This window comes from Neomoorella sulfitireducens (genome assembly GCF_024733845.1).
Lineage (GTDB): Bacteria > Bacillota > DSM-521 > Neomoorellales > Neomoorellaceae > Neomoorella > Neomoorella sulfitireducens.
The window spans coordinates 35,626-53,782 of the sequence record NZ_JANRHG010000011.1 but is presented as its reverse complement, the minus strand read 5'-3'; the positions used below and the strand labels follow the sequence as shown (position 1 = coordinate 53,782).

Genomic DNA, 18,157 nt, shown 5'->3' with positions numbered 1-18,157 from the left:
CCTTTAAGGTCAAATATACCGGGCCGGGTGTATGCGGGAGAGGCATATACCCGGCCTTGCTAGCTGCAGGAGTAGAGCTTACATAATGGGATCCATGGTTAGGGCCGGGTGGCCCACTTCTTCCAGGTAGGGCAAGATTTCATCAACGGTGGTGCCTATGGTTTCATCGGCAATTTTATCGATAAAGTCCTCGCCAAGGCCTTCTTCGATACTGCGCTGGATCAGGTCCTCCCGGAGGAAGTCTTTTAAAGCCTTCGGCATCCAGACAATGCGGGCGATGCCGCCGTCGGCTTTAATGAATTTTTTACTGACAATATAGGTGCGGCCGATGCCCATGAAGCCAGGAGTCTGGACGCCGCCGCCGATCATACCGGCCAGGGTGGAGAAGGTCATCCCGGAAGGTGTCATACCGGGGTGGTCACGCGTAGTGATCATAATACCGTTACATTCCGGGACAATAGCCATAATGGCTTCAAAGCAACCGCAGGAGGTCATGGGGTTCTCCATGAGGGTATACAGGCATACCTGCTCCAGGTTACGATTGGAGGCAGTATAGAGGTAGTCGTTGACGTTCTTCCAGATACCCTTAATGGGATCGATCTCTCCCTGTTTTGGTATCGGCTGGTTAGGGCCGGCGTGGTTAATTTCATAAGATGCCTTGGCGTCCAGCCAGCTGACGGCACCGCACAGGCCTACCCGCTCGGGGGTGACAATACATACATGGTTAGGAGCAAAGGACTGGCACAGGACGCAGGAATAGAAAGTATCCACCGACTCGTCGGTCAGGCCGCGCATGCGGTCGTCACGCTCTTTGTATTTCTCCAGGGCAAGGGACAGGTACTCTTTTACTTTTGCTTCTTCGGTAAAAATGGTTACCTGGACCCGGTCGACGATGGCCGGGAATTCTTCTTTCATCTTAGCTACTAGTATTTCCCCATAGTGTTTGAAACGGAACCCTTTGGCCACGGCATCCTTACTTACACGCAGCCAGTTGATATTCCGCTGGCCGGTGTGCCACAGGCCTTCACCGTAGTTGAGGAAATCATGAATGCGCCGTTCCAGGACCCCTTCAAAATCGGATTGCATTTTGCGGCCGTAAATATCCACCAGGATGCCCAGGGGTAAAACGCTACCCTCCGGTACCTGGTCAATGTCCGGTCCAATAACCTCGATCTTCCCGTCGGTAATTTCCGCCTCAGAAACGGTACGGACCAGTTCAAAGGCCGGACTACGGTTGCCGCCCATTTCGACATACATATCGTTTTTACGGATACTCTCCCCTTCAAATGCCGGGCCGAAGTTGATGGGCAGGTCGAGCTTGATCTTGGTCAGCTTGATACCCCTCGTCTCCATGGCGATCTGGACTATTTTATCATAGTCTTCGACGCTGAAGAACCAGTCGGGGATTTGCTTGTCTTCCGGCAAAGGTTGGTCGGTAATTACCGGGAAACCGGTAAAGATGGCACCGAAGGCTGCGGCTGTCTTGACCATATCATGCTCGCCCAGGTAAAGGACAAAGGCACGGATGCGGCGCCGCTGGTAGTCGCGCTGCTCCTCGCGCAAGCCCGGTGTTACGCCTCCGAACATCATCCCGGCCCGGAGGGCGTAGTTGGCGGCATGGACGACCTGGGTGAAATTACCCAGGGGGTAGGCGATGTAGTCAATGCCCAGTTTGACGTTTTCCTCCAGTAGTTGTTCTACCGCCTCATCGCAGATGAAGAGCATAAAGCCCATACCCATGAGGTCCTTGACTATCTTCGCCAGGGCCTTGGAGTCCCTGGCCCGGCCCATGATAACGGCTTCCCCGGGGATGGTCCAGTCTACCATTTTGATACCAAAACGGCGGACGACCGGGTCGCCGATAAAGCCCGTCCAGGGCTCCGGTAAGAGGGGTTCTTCTGGCTTATATTTCAGGTAACGGAGGGCCTCGATAATTTCGGCCGCATACCAGGTGGCTTCTCCTGCCAGGCGGGCGTTTTCAAAATTAAGCACCGGGCTTATCTGGGCCCGCTTGCGGTTGAGGATGGGCGGTAGGTCGCCGAGTTTCTTTACCTCTTCCCCGCTATAACAACGAATAACAGGCAAAAAATAGGCAGTGTCAGGGTAACCGACGGGATGGTCGGGGCCATAGGTACGGATGGCGCGATTTAATAGGATCTCCGCATAACTGGTGGCCGTGATGGCTCCGTGATAAACTTCGCGGAACAAGGCTACAGGTTCTTTGCCTTCTGAAATGGCTCCTTCAAAGATTTTATCAAAATCAGTCATGGCCTGGCCCTCCTTTAATAACCCTGGCAGAGTTTGGTTTCGTAACGTTCGGCAACATTTTTGTGCACGCCCAGCTTCCAGGTGCGATACTCCAGGGCGTCGAGGATCTTGCGGGCAGCCACAAGGGGATCCATTTCGAACATGAAGTAACCGCCGTAGACATCGCTAGCAATTTGGGTGAGAATACTATAAATCAGGTCGCTGCCTTCCACGGGCGGCATGGTACCGACGTGGGTGGGTACGCCAAGGGATACCCACCAGGTACCGATGGCTACCGCTTTACCGCTCATGGCTTCCGGGGCCGAGGCAACAAAGGGAACTTTCGGGGTATCAACACCCAAGTCATCGGCCATGGCCATTAAGAGATCGGCAGCACGGGTGTTGTCCACACAGGAGCCCATGTGGAAAACTGGCGGCAGGCCGATATCAATATTGGCCCCCTGGCTGAGGCGGTTAAGGAAAGCTTTAAGGCCATCGCCACAGTAGGTTGCTACATTGGCCGGGTCCATGAAACCGGCTTTGGCGGCTCCTTGGGCAGAACAGCCGGTAGCGATGACAAAGACGTTATTTTTCAGCAACTCTTTCATAACAACCAGGTGCGAATTATCCTGGAACCCTTTCAGGTTATTACAACCGCAGATCAACGCCACACCGGCAAGCTCTCCGTTAAGGATGGCTTTATTGAGCACCCCGATAGGATTTTCAGAATCCTGGGTAGCCAAAAGCTGTTGCAGGGCCTCCAGGCTCCAGCCTGCAACCACCCTGTTTTTAACCTGCGGGATAAAGACCGGGCGATTACTTTCTTTACGCTCTTTGAAGGCTTCAATAGCCATGCGGATGGCTGTCCTGGCATTATCCATTGCCGTAGCCGTCTGGTAATCGAGGTGATAGGCGCCCGGAATCTTGGCGTTATCGGCAGTAGTAATGATCCGAGTATGGTAACATTCGGCGACAGCGCTGATGGACGGCATAATGCACTGGACGTCGACGCACATGGCGTCAATGGCTCCGGTGCATATGGCCAGTTCCTGGGATGCAAAGGAGGTTACCAGAGGTATACCCTGGCGCATCAAAACTTCATTGCCGGTACAGCAGATGCCCAGCAGGTTGATTCCTTTGGCCCCGGCGGCCCTGGCTTCTCCTTCCATCTCCCCGGCCGCCTGGACGATGATTTCGCTGAGCAAGGGGTTATGACCGTGGAGGACAAAGTTAACCTGGTCCGGGTCCAGGACGCCCATGTTGGCTTCACTGACCACCGGCTGGGGGGTACCGAAAAGGATGTCGGAAAAATCTGTGGCAATATGTTCACCGGTGTAATCGGCCAGGGCTACGCGGACGGCGCTGAAAATAAGGTTAACGGGATCATTATCCATACCCATGTGAGCCTGGTTGACCAGTTCGGAAATGGTGGCATGGATACCATAGGGCACAACATTGTGGGTGCGGAATTTTTCCCGCCGGCCTTCGGTAATAGTGGTCATCAACCACGCCGCCTCGCCCTCACCCTTCAGGCGGCGGAAGTCTTCCAGAGCTTTTTCCCCTACTTCCTGGGCCAGTTCCAAAACGCTTTTGCCTTCTACTTCGATGCCTACGCGCCGACAGACTTCCTTTAGTTTAGCTTCATCTTTAACACCATAATCCGGCGCCTTCCCTTGTGCCATTTCCACCAAAGCATGGGCTATATGATTGCCGTGCTCGCTGTGGGCCGCAGTCCCTGTAAGGAGCATTAGACCAACGTTACGGGCAACGATAGTCCAGGCAGAGGCGCCGCAAATACCGCGGCTGCCGGGTCCATCGGCGGCCTTGATGCGACAGGGACCGGCCAGGCAAAAACGGCAGCAAATACCTTCATAACCGATTTTACACTGGGGTTGCTGGGCGACAAAGCGATCAAAGGCAGTTATAACCCTGTCGTCCCTGCTCTTGGCGAGCATTTCCAGGACTGCCGGGTCGACCGTACGGTCCCTGCTTTTGGGTTCCATGACCCGCGGGGCCCCTGAGGGCCTGGAAGTGTGAGTGAGATCGCGGAACCTGGGCATATTCTTTACCTCCTTGGCTTTATTCTTTTACATAACGGAGAACTCCGGTTCTCCTGTATATGCCCTCTGGTTAGCTCGGCTGGCCATGCAATTTAGCTGCAAGTTCAACTATTCCTGTAGTGGCCGGAGATTCATCACCGGTAAAACCGGCAGCTTGATCTAAGATTTCCACCTGGAAGGGTATCAGGGCAATAACATCCTCAGGGGGCAGGTGGCTGAGGATAAAATCTTTATCCCTGGGTTGACGCAGCTTGTTGCCCACAAACTTTATTTGCTCAATACCGAGTTCGGCGGCCAGTTTTTGTACAACCTGGGCGGTACGGATACTGACCAGGGTTGGCTCGGTAACAATCAACATTATATCTACCCCGCGGGCCGTGCCCCGGGTCAAATGCTCAATGCCGGCCCCCATATCCAGGATGACCATTTCCTTTTTTTTAAGGAGAAGAGAATTAACCATGGCATTTAAAATAGTGTTTTCCCGGCAGTAACAGGTTGAACCTCCTGGCTTGATGGCCCCCATTTTTAAAAAAAGGATATTACCCCTCTTTATGGTGTAATCTTTGAGCAGGCTGTCAACTTCCGGGTTTATTGAAAAGAAGGCGCCGCTGCCACCGGTGCGCTCGGCAATCAATTCCCGCATCTCTACTATAGGTTTAATAGTTCCAAGCCTTTCCTCGGGGAGCCCCAGGACCATGCCCAGGCTGGTGTCGGGATCGGCATCAACGGCATAGACCTGGTAATCATGACGGGCAAAATAATTAATTAACCCGGCAGCTATAGTAGTTTTGCCGACACCACCTTTACCGGAAATAGCCAGCTTCAATTGAAGCCCCCCTTTATTATTCAAAAAAATGGATATTCATTTTTCCGGTTATATTAGTGAACTTCTACACAAAGTCCGTTTTTCCTGCTATTTTTTTCTCAGGCCAATCGTTAAATTTTGCTTTTATTTCCCCCTCCGGACAACAAATTATTCAACCCTTTTTACCTTTCAACCTTTTGTTTTTTCCGTTTGGCCAATATTATAAACCATTTGGCTTAAAAATGGAATAATTTTTGTTAATTAAGAATGTGCTCACAATAATAATCCCGCTATTACCCTTTAATGAATAATAGCGGGATTCTTTATAAGCTTATTAAAGGCAATAATAATTGTTTACACGCGCGATTATTTATTATGCAATGCTAAATGTACCGGTCCATTTGGCCGGTCAATCTTTAAGAACTCAGTATAAAGCTCCTGTAAGGTTCTTAAGAAGTAGCGGTATCTTTTTTAATAAAGGAATCCTTGGCACCACATTCGGGGCATTTGCGAGGTTTGCAACGGGCGTCCTTTTCATAGCCGCACTGGGTGCATTGCCAAATTGCCATGCTTTCCATCTGCCTTTCTAATAATAATTATTGATATTAGTATAAGTCATGCTTTCTTTATTTGTCAAGAGGCATCGGTTCTGGCGTCCTGGCTACGTGCAAACGCGTTTGTATGTTTCCAGGCTGCCGCCGGCGCCCCGGTTCCCTGGCCAGGGAACGCTATAATTTAACTTCAAAGAAAGGCCGGGGTATTGCCTGGCGGTCGCAAGCATGCTAAAATATGAGTGCTGGCGGGATGTAGCTCAGTTTGGCTAGAGCACCTGCTTTGGGAGCAGGGGGTCGCAGGTTCAAATCCTGTCATCCCGACCACTTTAATGCCAACGTAGCTCAGCCGGTAGAGCAACTGACTTGTAATCAGTAGGTCAGGGGTTCGAGTCCCCTCGTTGGCTCCAGAAAGGTTATAAACGCCGGCTTTCTACTCAGGATAAGCCGGCGTTTTTAGTTTGCAAGATAGTCTACTACAATTTGGATAAATAAACCCTCGTAGCAACGGGATTTCCCTTTTCGCTAATGGTAAAAATTTCATTTCCCATAATATCTACTACCTGGACTGCTATAGCTCTTTTGTTTTTCGCTTTTAGGGTAGCACGGAACATGAGAGGTACAGGTGGCTCATTTTCACCGTAATTCCGCCAAGCCTGCCAGCGACTCTTAAAAACCCGGTAGTCGTAATCCCAGTCAACGGCCCAGTAATCAATAAGATGGGCAAAGTTCTCCCCGGAAGCATTATTTATTGCCTCCTGCCATATTTTGTCTCTATCATGGAAATCCTCTGGTAATAAAGCCGGAAGGGAATATCTTTCTAAAACGATATTTATCTCTTCGTAACCGCCGGCCAGTGGGGTTATTATTGTTCGGGTGATTAAAGGTGTTTCTTTCTTTATATCCTGATAAGACAAGTTGGGGCCGGCTTGGAGGTCCGCAGGATATACATAATCAATTGTAAAGGGATTGCTACCTGCCGCAACCAGCCGCTTGCGGGATACCTGCACACCTGTCCTGCCTGCCTCACACCCCAACCAGCGCCTGTGCATTTCTGCAGCTACTACCAGTGTAGTACCGGACCCACAAAAAAAATCTGCTACCAAATCCCCTGGGTTCGATGATGCTTTAATAATGCGCCGCAGGAGGCTTTTATTTTTTTGGGTCGCAAAGCCGGTCTTTTCCCTGGAGAAACTTTTAATCTGGATGGAATCCAGGCTCTCTTCTCCTTTTAGATCGAATTCCATTGGGTTGGCGTTCCATACATCTTCTAAGGGATACCCTTTTCCCGTAACTTCCTGGCCGCCACGGCGCCGGTAACCCGGGGGGTAGGGCAGGTATTCTTTGTTAAAGGTAAACTTTCCGGGATTTTTGACATAGAAAAGCAGGGTTTCATGATTGCGGACCCAGTTGCGCACAGCGCTCTTATAACCAGATATCCAGCCAATCCGCCAGATAATCTCCCTCTGGAAGGATTCCGGTCCAAAAATCTCGTCCATTATTACCTTAATATAATGACTGATGCTGGCATCCAGGTGCACATAGATACTGCCGTCCGGGGCTAGTAGTTTTTTCATGAGCTGGAGGCGGGGATAGAGCATGTTTAGATAAGCCTCTATACCCCCGTCCCAGGTATCCTGGTATGCCGGACGTTCGATTACCGGTGTTTTTTGGCCATCCGCCACGTTGTTTAGAGAGACCCTGTAATTGTAATTGGCCTGGCTGAAAAAAGGTGGGTCAATATAGATTAAGTTGATTTTACCTTCATAACCTGCAGCCAGGAGGGCGAGCATGGCCTGGAGGTTGTCACCGTAAAGAAGGCGGTTAGAAACTGGATATCCTGCCGTAATTTCCTGTTGAGGTATTCTTTCCCCGTCTGATTGCGGGATAACTATTTCCTCTGTGTCGATCTTAAATTCACCCGCCCGCGGTTCTCCTGCCGGTTTTGTTTTCCACACCAGCCGGACGGGATTTTGCCGGGACAGGCTCCTGCTAGCCATAGCAACCTCCAGTTATATATTTTGTCCTTTCACCGGGTAGCCCTCAAAAATTTAATCACATCCCGCCGGCATCATGGTGGCGGCCTTCAGGCTCTCTTCCCGGATCTGTTCCAGGATGCTGGTCTTTAGTTCCAGGAAAACCCGGGAGTTTTTGATTTCAAAGCTCCTTGGTCTGGAAAGGGGTACGGGGATGCGTGCCTTGAGACGCCCGGGCCGGGCTGTCATGATGTAAACGGTATCCCCTAAAAAGATGGCTTCTTCCACGTCATGGGTGACAAAAAGGATTGTTTTACGGGTTTCTTCCCAGATCTTGAGGAGGAGTTCCTGCATGACCAGTCGGGTCTGGGCATCCAGGGCACCGAAGGGTTCGTCCATCAGGAGGATATCGGGATCGTTGGCCAGGGCCCGGGCAATGGCAACCCGCTGCTTCATACCTCCGGAAAGGCTTTTAGGGAAAGCATCGGCAAAGGCTGTTAAGCCTATTATATCCAGGTAGTGGTTAACAATTTCATGGCGCCGGTCGGCTTCTACTCGTTTCAAATTGAGGCCAAACTCGATATTCTGTCGTACCGTAAGCCAGGGGAAGAGGGTATAGCTCTGGAAAACCATACCCCGGTCCCTTCCCGGCCCCTGGATCAGGCGGCCGTCCTTATATACCTGACCGCTGCTGGCTTCCGTAAGGCCGGCTATGATGCGGAGCAAGGTGGATTTACCGCATCCCGAAGGCCCCAGGATGGTTACGAACTCTCCTTCCTTTACTTCCAGGGAAATGCCCTGGATGGCAGTAATTTTCCGGTGCTTAAAGTTGAATTCCCTGGTCAGGTTGACAACAGCCAGCTTGTTTCCTGATATCCCCGGTTCTGCTGCCAGGGCCATGGCTATACCTCCCTCTCCAACCACGGGAACAACAGGCGATTGAGTGCTTTAAATGCCATATCGCAGATTATCCCCAGAACACCAATGGTTAGAATGCCTACGAACATATCCGGTGTGCTGAGCTGCCGGCCGGCGTTCATAATGAGGAAACCCAGGCCGGAATTGGCGGCCACCAGTTCAGCAACGATGACGTAAGTCCAGGCCCAACCCAGGGTAACCCGCAGGGTATCCATTATCCCGGGCAAAGCTGCCGGCAATAAGACCCTCCGGAAGACTTCCAGGGGGCGCGCCCCCAGGGTATAAGCGGTATCAATAAGATCCTGGGGGACGTTCTGGGTGACGTCCATAATCATCAGTACAAGTTGGAAAAATATACCTATAAAGACAACCCCTATCTTCTGGGCTTCAAAAATGCTCAACCAGATTATGGTTAGGGGAATAAAAGCCGAGGCCGGCATATAACGAAAAAAGGCCAGCAAGGGTTCAAAAAATGCTTCGGCTACCTTCAGGCTACCCATAAGTATCCCCAGGGGCACACCGATAGCCGCTGCCAGGAGAAAGCCCGTGGTAACCCGGAAAAAGCTGATACCGATATCCCCTATTAAACCGTCGGTCGCCAGGGCGACGGCCGCCCGGGCGACAGCACCGGGCGGCGGCAGGTGGGAAGGCGGTAAGTGACCAACAGTTACACCAAGTTGCCACAATAATAACAGGAGGGCAAAGGCAGATACGCTCAGGATGAAATAAAGTTTTCCCGGAATGGGAGCATTAAGTTTAAGATACTTACGCATTTAAGCACACCATATTCCCGGTTTAAATTTTGGCTTTGTTAACGAAGGTTGGATCCAGCATGGCTTTAGCATCAGGTTTAGACTTAATTACCTTGTTGTTAAACCCGAAATCAACGGCCTGTTGCAGTGTGGTATAGAGGGTTCCCGGATTTTCGGGCGTGCCGAACATTTCTTTATTCTGGTCCAGGTTAAAGAGGCGCAGGGTTTCCAGATTGCTTTCAAACTCTTCTTCTTTAATTCCTAACCCCTTGGCCATAATAGCGTTAGCTTCGGCTTTATTATTTTCCCAGTACTGCATAGCTTCAGCCAGGGCATTGACCATACCCTGTAGAGCTTCGGGGTGTTTCTCGGCCCAATCGGTTCGCAGGGCCACTGTATCCATAATTAGCCCAGGTGTCTCCTTAGAAGTTGCCAGAAGGTGGCCTTTGTTTTCCTTAACGGCCTTGCTCAGCCAGGGTTCCCAGGTGACGGCAGCATCAACTTTGCCGGCTACAAAAGTGGACCCGGCATCGCTGGCAGACATCTGGATATGGTTGATGTCTTTTTCCGTCATATCGTTTTTAGCCAGGATGGCCAGGAGCAGGATATGGCTGGCAGTACCAAAGTCATAGGCTACGTTTTTACCTTTAAGATCTTTAATAGTCTTGATCTCTGGTTTGGCCAGGATGCCGTCGCCGCCATAAGAATCATCAAGGGCCCAGATCTGTTTCAGGGGAATGCCGGCGTCTACAATCTGGGTAACGATATCAAGGGTGGTAGCAATGCCGTCAACCTGGTTGCCGGCCAGGGCCTGCTTGCGTTCACCCAGGCCCTGGATGACGATAAGCTGCACGTCCAGGCCATATTTTTTAAAGAAACCTTTATCCCGGGCCAGGAAAAGGGGGCCATATCCTGACCAGGTGGTCATGGTTAGCTTGACGGGTGTAAGCTGTTGTTCCTGCGCGCCGCCTGCATCCTGTTTGCCGGCATCCTGTTGCTTGCTGTCACTGCCGCCGCAACCGCCCAGGGTTAAGGTGAACAGGGCCAGCACCAGAAAAATAATAATGCTTCTACTCAATCTTTTAATCATGATAAAATCCTCTCCTTTTTGCTTACTCCCTTATGGGGTTTATCTTTTCAAGTTCCTTGTTGTCAGTTGGGCTGTTTAGTGCCTGTGCTTTAAAACTTCAAGCCTCATTTCTGCCCAGGCGGTCGGTCGCCAGGAGGGCTTCCCTGATCATAGCTGCCGTTACCCGGAAAGGCATGTTGGCCATATCCGGGCTTTCCGCCGCCGCGCGACTTACCAGTTCCAGGGAAGGGCCATCCTCCGGCAATAATCCCACTTCTTCCAGGGATACCGGCAACCCGACCTGGCGATTAAAGCCAGCCAATTGTTTGATGGCTTCCATTTCCCTCCCTTCAAGGAATAGCTGGACCAGGTTGCCGAAGGCTACCAGCTCCCCGTGACAGCAGTCCCGCGTCGAGGGTGAGGCAGTTAATCCCTCATAAACTCCATGGGCACCGGCCGTACGCCCGTCGTCGCCGCCCAGGCCGCTGACCAAACCACTGATGAGGATTATAGCGTCAATTACCCTTTCTAAGTCTGGAGTGACCACCTGGTTTTCTACCGCCGTCCTGGCACCAGGGCCGGCAGATAGGATACTGTCATAGCAGAGGCGGGCTAAAGCCAGAGCTCCTTCTAAGGCCAGGTGAGGTGACGCTACTGCAGTGGCCCTGAGCTCTATATACTTGGCCAGGGTGTCCCCCATACCGGCGGCCAGGTAGCGCCAGGGGGCGGCGGTAATTATCTCGCTGTCTACCAGGACCAGGGCAGGGTTCGCAGCTTCGTGGGATATGGCCAGGAATTGTCCTTCCCTGTTATAAATAATGGCGATAGATGTAAAGGCGGCACAGGTAGCTGCAATCGTTGGTACCGTTACCAGGGGCACCCCTACCTGCCAGGCAGCCCCCTTGGCGGTATCCAGGGCTTTGCCACCACCAACACCAACCACGAAATCGGCACCCTTTTCTTTAATTGCTGCCGCTACCATGGCGATATTCTCCGGGCAGCATTCTCCCCCGTACCAGACCTGACCCGCGAGATCTACCCGGGCTGAAGCCATGGCATCCCGCAGTGCCGGTGTTGCCGCTGCCAGGGCCCGGTGGCCTCCTACCAGGCAGGCCCTTTTGCCCAGGCTCTTCAGGTCCTGTCCGGCAGGCCTGATCACGCCGGCACCCCGGCGATAGCAACCGGGGGCAATAATCCTTTCGAGCATCCTGTTCCTCCTGCAGATGTTCTTTTTCTCAGGTTAATGTTTTTCTCTAACACTCTATCACTTTACCATAACAAAGTTATATTCGTCGCTAAAGACAAGATTCCTGCCGGCACTTTATGTCGAAATATTTGAGAGGTAATTTATCCATCCGGCACATGTTTTTCAATACGGCCTTGCCTCCTACCCTTTTATGGGTGTAGGATATTTATGTTTAGGGGGAAGGCTATGAAGCTTGTCTACATTACCCCGGAAACAGGCCTTGATCTCCTGGCAGACAGCCTGTGGGACGGCCAGGATGAGGAATGCCGCCATCAGGTAATCATTAGCATTCGCCGGGGACGCATCGCCGCCGTACGGTTCCAGGAAATGGCCTTTACAGAAAAAAATGTCCGGCAGTTCAACCTTTCCGGACTGACGGTTTTACCCGGATTAATCGATGCCCACGTCCACCTGGCCCTGGACGGCATCGATTTTCAGGCCTCCCTGGCCCGTTGGCAGGACCCCCCGGCCCGGGAAGCGGCCATGGCCCGGGCCCTGCGGGCCTCCTTAGAGAGTGGCCTGGTAGCAATCAGGGACGGTGGTGACCGGGAGGGGCTCAACCTCCAGGCGCGGGAATGGGTGCGGGCAGGTCAATATCCCGGTCCACGGGTAGTAGCCACCGGGATGGCCGTTACGAAAAAAGGGAAATACGGCTCTTTCCTTGGTCCCGGCACCACCGGCCCTGCCTCCATCAGGGAGTTGATTGCCGGCCTTGTAAACCTTAATGTCGACCAGGTGAAAATTGTATTGTCCGGGTTAGTTACCTTCCAACGTTACGGTGAGGTAGGCAGCCTGGAATTCGACGCTGCCGAACTGGCTACCGCCGTAGAGGCGGCCCATACTTCCGGGAGGCCGGTAATGGCCCATGTCAACTCGGCCCCCGGTGTGGACCTGGCCCTGGCCGCCGGGGTGGACAGTATTGAACACGGCTATTTTCTTACAACGGCCCAGCTGGAAACCATGGCGGCCAGGGGGACATACTGGGTACCGACTGTCGCCGCAATAGCAAACCGTCTTTCTGACACCGTGAAAAGGTTCTACCTGGAGAGGGAAAAGGAAATCATTGAGCGGACCCGGGAAGCCCAGCAGGAAATGATTGCCCGGGCTTACCGGCTCGGGGTGAAGCTGGTCGTAGGTACCGATGCCGGCGCTCCCGGGGTCTATCACGGCGCATCTTATCTCGACGAACTATTGTACTGGCACCAGGCCGGCGTCCCGGCGGCTGCTATCTTACGAGCGGCTACGGTTATCGCGGCAGCTGCCCTGGGACTGGATGGAGAACTGGGTATGGTAAAACCCGGCTACCGGCCCTGCCTGATTGCCGTCCGGGGTAACCCCCTGGAGGATTTAAAGGTACTGGCCAGGCCGGAAATAGTTTTTATCGATACTCTTCTTCCCTGAGAATCGCTTGTCCTTTTCCAGGTCTTATGCTATCTTTTTCCTAAGATTTTACAAGGGGGGATTACTTTGTCCCTTGTCCGTGCACATTTCCGGGTGACGGGTTTTGTCCAGGGAGTGGGTTTTCGCTATTTTATCCTGCGGCAGGCGTTTGATTTGCAGCTTAACGGGTGGGTGCGCAATCGCTATAACGGCAGCGTTGAAGGGGTAGTTGAAGGTCCGCCCGAAAAGGTTAAAGAGTTCCTGGACTTTTGCCGCCGGGGACCGGCCATGGCCGATGTTCAGGAACTTGAGGTCCAGTATGAAAAACCTCAAGGTGAGACCTCCTTCCGGATCCGGGAGACAATATAAACAGGATTTCATGTAGATCTTGCTAATAAAGGCAGGTGGCGCAGCCAGGCGATCACCGCCAGGCCCAGGCCCAGGACTAAATACCAGCCCACTCCTTCACGCAGCCAGAAATAAAAAGGCAGGCCGCTGAAGACCAGGACGGTTGCTAGGTCGCTGTTGCGGGTTAGGAAAAAAAGCAGGCCAAGGGTAATCGCCGCCGGAGGGACTACAGGAGGATAAATGGCCATGGCTGCACCCAGGCTGGTGGCCAGGCCTTTCCCACCTTGAAAATGCCAGTAAAGGGGCCAGTTGTGCCCGGCCACTGCAGCCAGGGACATCAGGACGGCAAGTTCTATCCCGCCCAACTTCCACCCCAGGACCGCCAGTAGGTAACCTTTAGCCGCATCCCAGAGGAAGGTCATTATACCGGCCCTCACGCTTAAGTTGCGGAGGACGTTCATGGTACCGGCGTTACCGCTTCCTACCTGTCTTACGTCCACCCGGTGCCAGAGACGGCCGGCTATATGCCCGCCGGTCAGGGAGCCGGCCAGGTAGGATAGGATAATACCTGCCAAAGCTTTCAACAAGGATAACAAATCTTATCCCCTCTCTCCTCCTTTAGCATCCGGCAGGCATCATGCATAGGATATGATAAACGGCCGGGCTGAAGGAGGTGAAATAATTGGAAGATCTCAGCCGTTTTCTCACCATTATGGGGGCGGTCTTTGCCGCAGCTACAGGAATTGCCGATCAGATTAAGGCCCGCTGGCCCTGGCTGGGGGAACCGCGGGAAGATCCTCGGGAAGAAAAAAGACGGGAGCTATGGGTAATTATTATTAACGCCGTTATCGCCGCCCTCCTGGCCGGCATGGCCTCGATTGATGTTTTTGCCCTTTTGGGGCTGAATGCTTTTAACGGCCTGAAGGCTGCTTATCCCGGACTTTATTTATTCATTAATATGGTAGCCGTAGGCCTTATGTCTACCTTTGGCGGGCCTTTCCTCCATGAGATTTTGGAAATCCTTCTTGAATTCAAGAAAAATATTCGCCTGCGCAATCGGATGGGAACCTTACAGTTCCTGCTGGCGAAAAAAGTTGAAATGTCACCGGGTGAAAAAGAAGGCCGGGAACCGGCTCAAATGGCCAGAATGGATCTGGAACGATAAGGAATTAAGCCCAACAGCTCTTCTTTTTTTTGGGGCACTGGCGCCGTTGCCGGCAGCCAGCCTTTATTTTTTAGATCCTCATAAACTTCCAGCAACCACGGCCGGGCCAGATCGGCAGTTTCCAGGAGGGCGGCATCACAAAAGATCTCCGCCGGCGTCCCGGCGCCGATCACCCGGCCGCGGGCCATTATGTAAATATAGTCCGCCCACGTATAGGCTATATCTACATCATGGGTAGATAAAATAATCGTCTTTCCCTGGCGACTGATATCTGCCAGCAAGGCCATAACCTCCCGGGTTGAGCGGGGATCAAGGTATGCCGTCGGTTCATCAAAGATGATAACCCTGGGCTCCATGGCCAGGACGCTGGCAATGGCCACTCGCTTTTTCTGGCCATAACTGAGGAAATGGGTCGGCTTGTCCCGGAGGTCGGCGATGCCCGTTGCCACCAGGGCGGCTTCAACCCTCTGCGCCACCTCGTCCCTGGCCAGGCCCAGGTTTAATGGCCCGAAGGAGATTTCCTGGCGCACGCTGGCCGAAAAAAGCATGCTGTCCGGGTCCTGGAAGACGATACCAACCTGCCGGCGTAAATTTATCAGCGCCTTATGACTGTAATCGATCCGGTTTCCGGCAAAGTAGATACATCCCTCCTGGGGCCTCAAGATACCGTTAAAGTGAAGGAAAAGGGTGGATTTGCCGGCGCCATTGGGACCCAGGACGGCTATTTTCTTCCCAGGGGGAATGCTCAAGGTGACATTTTGCAGGGCCCGGGTGCCGTCAGGATAAGTAAAACTAAGCTTCACTGCTTCTAAAAGGGGGGCCATGGGGTCCACCTCCGCTAGCCGGAATTGATAAAAGGACTGACCGTTTTCATGTTAGCAGCATTAAAAAAAAGAGGAATAGGTCAAAAAGAGCGCCCAGACACAAAAAGGTCCACGAGAAAGGATAAACAGTTTCCAGGACAACTAGCTCTTCCTGGTAGCCCCGGGCCGTCAGGGCAGTAAATAATTCCTGGGAACGGCGGTAGGTCTTGATAAAAAGGCTGGCTGCAAGCTGTCCCAGGGAACGGTAGGAACTGCACAGGGAAGCATAGCCCAGGCGGGAAACCTGGGCGGTATAAGTGTCGTTGACGGTCGCCAGCAACACAAAAATAAAGCGGTAGGTCAGGGTAATTAAATCCAGCAGCAAGGCCGGGACACGGGCTCGCCTGAGGACGGCCAGGATATCCACCACAGGGGTCGTTAGGGACAGAAAATAAAGACAGGCGGTGGCCCCCAGGGATTTAAGCAAAACCCTGGCGGCGAGATACAGACCTTCGGGGGTAACCCCCAGTGTCCAGCCCCAGATGGTAACGCCCCTGAGGCCGGCCTGGGGCTGGTGGGAAATGGTGAGGGCGATCATGGTTGCGCTGGCCGCCAAAAAGGAAAAGGGCACCAGCATTAGCTTCAGGTAGAACCTGAACGGGATACCGGCGATTACTGTGGCGGCCCCGGCCATCATGACAATGACAAGGGCCGCAATTAACGGCCGTGGTGCCGCCAGGACGATCAGCAGGGTTACCAGGGCGAAGGCTACTTTTTCGCCCGGGTGGACCTTTTGCAGCCGGTTGTTGTAGGCATACTGGTCAAGCCTGAACATTTACTTTTGCTCCTGCTGTTTCTTACCTTTGCTGTAACCCAGGTAATAGCAGACAATACCGCTGCCAATGGCGGCCTGGGCGGCAAAAAGAAAGGATTCTACTTCCCCGCTAGGGGGTTCCCAGACAGGTTTAAACCAGGGTTCATAATCGGGCCGGATCTGGCTAATGGCCTCTTCCGCTTGATCGTCAGCACCGGCAAACTCCCCGCTGCGGTGCATGAAAAGGGGTGCTGCTGCCAGGAGCATAACGATAAGGAGCAAGAAAAGATTTTTCTGGGCGTTGCTCACTATTTGCACACCTCCAGTTTACGGTCGCCCATCGCCAGGGATTTGTTGTCTAAAATCGACAGTTCCTGCAGTTCGTTTTTATTGTAAGCGGCCAGCAAGTTAAAAACGATGACCGTTAAGATACCTTCGCTGACGGCCAGGGGTAGCTGGGTAACGGCAAAAATGCCTATAAATTTTAGCATGGAAGCCAGTACCCCTCCGGGTTGGGCCGGAAAGGCCAGGGCCAACTGCAGGGAAGTGGTGACATAGGTCATCAGGTCACCCAGGGTGGCGGCCAGGAAAACGGCTACGGGCATTGAGCCATTGAGCCTCCGTACCAGGCGGTAAAGGCTGTAGGCCACAAAAGGACCCACCACGGCCATGGAAAAGGTATTGGCTCCCAGGGTGCTCAAGCCCCCATGGGCCAGCAGGAGGGCCTGGAAAAGGAGGACGATACCACCCAGGATACTCATGGCTGCCGGGCCAAAGAGGATGGCCCCCAGGCCCACCCCAGTGGGATGGGAACAGCTGCCGGTTACTGAAGGAATCTTCAGGGCCGAAAGGACAAAGGCATAGGCACCGGCCAGGCCTAGAAGCATTTTCAGGCCGGGATTGCTTTTAACAGTCTGCCGGATGGACCGCAGGCCCCAGAACCAGAAGGGCAACACGACGATAAACCAGGCGGCGGCCCAGTTAAAAGGAAGGAATCCTTCGGCGATGTGCATGGCATATGCCGGCCGGTTCAGCATGACCATGGCCAGCAGGAAAAATATAAATATTATGGATGTACGACGAAACACTCTATGTACCCCCTCAGGATGCTATTTTTTGGGTAACATCTTTTTTAGCAGGGCAATAGCTTCCTCAACTGTGTCAACAGGATGAAGGTACTGGATAGAAGGCCGCTTAATTAACACTACCGGAATCCTCAGGGCCAGGGCGGCGGCAATTTTGGCTTCAGTACCGCCGGCCGGGCCGGCATCCCGGGTGACGATAACACCGGCCTTATAGGTCTTAAACATGATCTTGTTCATTTCTTTGGAAAAAGGCCCCTGCATGGCGATGATGTCGCGGGGCGTCAAGCCCAGATCCTGGCACTTTTTAATTACCCGGTGTTCAGGCAACACCCTTACCACGATACGTTTACCTTTAAGCAGGGGGTTGTTAATAAATACTTCCAGGTTGTTAGTACCTGTAGTTAAAAAGATTGTCTCTCCAAGCCTGGCGGCAGCCCGGGCGGCTTCTTCCCAGGTTGCCACCTGGGAAATAAGGCGGTCGTGGGGCAATTTTGTTTCTGGCCGTAAAAAACGCAGGTAAAGTAAAGATTTTTGCCGGCACCAGGCCTCCAGGATCCGGGAAAGCTGGCTGGGATAGGGAAGGGTAGCGTCTATCACTGCTTCCAGCTGCCGGCCACCTTCCAGGGAGGCTAAATTACCTTCCGTTAAAGGAGCTGTTAAAATTAACGTCGCCCCATCCTGCCGGGCCAGCTGTTTGCCGTAGGCGCTGTCGGTCCAGGTGGCAACCTCGTAGCCTTCCTGCCGCAGGTTACGTATTAACTGCCTTCCCTCGCCGGTACTCCCCACTACTAAAATCAAAAGGCAGTATCCTCCCCATAGAAATTTAAATCCCCGGCTGTTTTGCCGGGGACGCCGGTGGTGCCGCTAAAACAGGCATGCCTAAGTAAACCACCTCCCCGGGGTTTTGACCCTGGTGGGCTCAAGACAGGCTGGCCTGT

The 18,157-nt window shown here is 52.9% G+C and carries 18 protein-coding genes and 2 tRNA genes; 5 read left to right on the top strand and 15 right to left on the bottom strand.

Annotated elements, in window-relative coordinates; all coding sequences use genetic code 11:
* Window positions 1-78: 78 nt before the first annotated feature.
* The 4 genes from acsB to NWF31_RS15025 form a co-directional block, all read right to left on the bottom strand.
* Window positions 79-2,268 (bottom strand): acetyl-CoA decarbonylase/synthase complex subunit alpha/beta, encoded by a 2,190-nt coding sequence (gene acsB, locus NWF31_RS11210; RefSeq protein ID WP_258360591.1) that lies wholly within the window; start codon window positions 2,266-2,268, stop codon window positions 79-81.
* A 14-nt stretch (window positions 2,269-2,282) separates the two neighbouring features.
* Window positions 2,283-4,307, bottom strand: a complete 2,025-nt coding sequence (gene cooS, locus NWF31_RS11205; protein ID WP_258360590.1) for an anaerobic carbon-monoxide dehydrogenase catalytic subunit — start codon at window positions 4,305-4,307, stop codon at window positions 2,283-2,285.
* A 70-nt stretch (window positions 4,308-4,377) separates the two neighbouring features.
* Window positions 4,378-5,133 (bottom strand): ATP-binding protein, encoded by a 756-nt coding sequence (locus NWF31_RS11200; protein WP_258360589.1) that lies wholly within the window; start codon window positions 5,131-5,133, stop codon window positions 4,378-4,380.
* A gap of 428 nt (window positions 5,134-5,561) precedes the next feature.
* Entirely contained in the window at window positions 5,562-5,681 is a 120-nt protein-coding gene (locus NWF31_RS15025) for an RCKP-type rubredoxin-like domain-containing protein (RefSeq protein ID WP_422880280.1), read from the bottom strand.
* A gap of 231 nt (window positions 5,682-5,912) precedes the next feature.
* On the opposite strand from NWF31_RS15025, the gene NWF31_RS11195 reads away from it, so the two are divergent.
* Together NWF31_RS11195 and NWF31_RS11190 are read left to right on the top strand one after the other, a co-directional pair.
* Window positions 5,913-5,990: transfer RNA gene (locus tag NWF31_RS11195), tRNA-Pro, on the top strand.
* Window positions 5,991-5,997: 7 nt separating this feature from the next.
* Window positions 5,998-6,073, top strand: a tRNA-Thr gene (locus NWF31_RS11190).
* A gap of 66 nt (window positions 6,074-6,139) precedes the next feature.
* Here the strand turns inward: NWF31_RS11190 and NWF31_RS11185 are convergent.
* The 5 genes from NWF31_RS11185 to NWF31_RS11165 form a co-directional block, all read right to left on the bottom strand.
* Window positions 6,140-7,663, bottom strand: a complete 1,524-nt coding sequence (locus NWF31_RS11185; protein ID WP_258360588.1) for a DNA methyltransferase — start codon at window positions 7,661-7,663, stop codon at window positions 6,140-6,142.
* A 51-nt stretch (window positions 7,664-7,714) separates the two neighbouring features.
* Window positions 7,715-8,539 carry an ABC transporter ATP-binding protein gene (locus NWF31_RS11180; RefSeq protein ID WP_258360587.1) on the bottom strand — a complete coding sequence of 275 codons (825 nt, stop codon included), beginning with the start codon at window positions 8,537-8,539 and terminating at the stop codon, window positions 7,715-7,717.
* A 2-nt stretch (window positions 8,540-8,541) separates the two neighbouring features.
* A complete protein-coding gene (locus NWF31_RS11175; protein WP_258360586.1) occupies window positions 8,542-9,330 on the bottom strand; it encodes an ABC transporter permease in 789 nt (262 codons plus the stop codon).
* Between the two features lie 22 nt (window positions 9,331-9,352).
* Window positions 9,353-10,399 carry an ABC transporter substrate-binding protein gene (locus NWF31_RS11170; RefSeq protein ID WP_258360585.1) on the bottom strand — a complete coding sequence of 349 codons (1,047 nt, stop codon included), beginning with the start codon at window positions 10,397-10,399 and terminating at the stop codon, window positions 9,353-9,355.
* 97 nt (window positions 10,400-10,496) lie between these two features.
* Window positions 10,497-11,585, bottom strand: coding sequence for an iron-containing alcohol dehydrogenase family protein (locus NWF31_RS11165; protein ID WP_258360584.1), 1,089 nt, complete (start codon window positions 11,583-11,585; stop codon window positions 10,497-10,499).
* Window positions 11,586-11,810: 225 nt separating this feature from the next.
* Between NWF31_RS11165 and NWF31_RS11160 the strand changes: the two genes are divergently transcribed.
* Window positions 11,811-13,025, top strand: coding sequence for an amidohydrolase family protein (locus tag NWF31_RS11160; RefSeq protein WP_258360583.1), 1,215 nt, complete (start codon window positions 11,811-11,813; stop codon window positions 13,023-13,025).
* A 66-nt stretch (window positions 13,026-13,091) separates the two neighbouring features.
* Window positions 13,092-13,373 carry an acylphosphatase gene (locus NWF31_RS11155; protein ID WP_258360582.1) on the top strand — a complete coding sequence of 94 codons (282 nt, stop codon included), beginning with the start codon at window positions 13,092-13,094 and terminating at the stop codon, window positions 13,371-13,373.
* A gap of 8 nt (window positions 13,374-13,381) precedes the next feature.
* Here NWF31_RS11155 and NWF31_RS11150 read toward each other — a convergent pair whose 3' ends face one another.
* Window positions 13,382-13,948, bottom strand: coding sequence for a glycerol-3-phosphate acyltransferase (locus NWF31_RS11150; RefSeq protein ID WP_258360581.1), 567 nt, complete (start codon window positions 13,946-13,948; stop codon window positions 13,382-13,384).
* An 86-nt stretch (window positions 13,949-14,034) separates the two neighbouring features.
* Here NWF31_RS11150 and NWF31_RS11145 point away from each other — a divergent pair, with 86 nt between their 5' ends.
* On the top strand, window positions 14,035-14,517 hold the full coding sequence (locus NWF31_RS11145) for a hypothetical protein (RefSeq protein WP_258360580.1): 483 nt from the start codon (window positions 14,035-14,037) through the stop codon (window positions 14,515-14,517).
* Here NWF31_RS11145 and NWF31_RS11140 read toward each other — a convergent pair.
* From NWF31_RS11140 to cobK, 5 genes are all read right to left on the bottom strand, one after another.
* On the bottom strand, window positions 14,487-15,341 hold the full coding sequence (locus NWF31_RS11140; protein WP_258360579.1) for an energy-coupling factor ABC transporter ATP-binding protein: 855 nt from the start codon (window positions 15,339-15,341) through the stop codon (window positions 14,487-14,489). The genes NWF31_RS11145 and NWF31_RS11140 overlap by 31 nt on opposite strands.
* A gap of 46 nt (window positions 15,342-15,387) precedes the next feature.
* Entirely contained in the window at window positions 15,388-16,155 is a 768-nt protein-coding gene (gene cbiQ, locus NWF31_RS11135) for a cobalt ECF transporter T component CbiQ (protein ID WP_258360578.1), read from the bottom strand.
* On the bottom strand, window positions 16,156-16,443 hold the full coding sequence (locus tag NWF31_RS11130) for an energy-coupling factor ABC transporter substrate-binding protein (protein ID WP_258360577.1): 288 nt from the start codon (window positions 16,441-16,443) through the stop codon (window positions 16,156-16,158).
* Window positions 16,443-17,177 carry an energy-coupling factor ABC transporter permease gene (locus tag NWF31_RS11125; protein WP_422880281.1) on the bottom strand — a complete coding sequence of 245 codons (735 nt, stop codon included), beginning with the start codon at window positions 17,175-17,177 and terminating at the stop codon, window positions 16,443-16,445. Before NWF31_RS11125 ends, NWF31_RS11130 begins: the two co-directional genes overlap by 1 nt.
* A gap of 66 nt (window positions 17,178-17,243) precedes the next feature.
* Window positions 17,244-18,017, bottom strand: a complete 774-nt coding sequence (gene cobK / locus NWF31_RS11120; RefSeq protein WP_258360576.1) for a precorrin-6A reductase — start codon at window positions 18,015-18,017, stop codon at window positions 17,244-17,246.
* Between the last annotated feature and the right edge of the window lie 140 nt (window positions 18,018-18,157).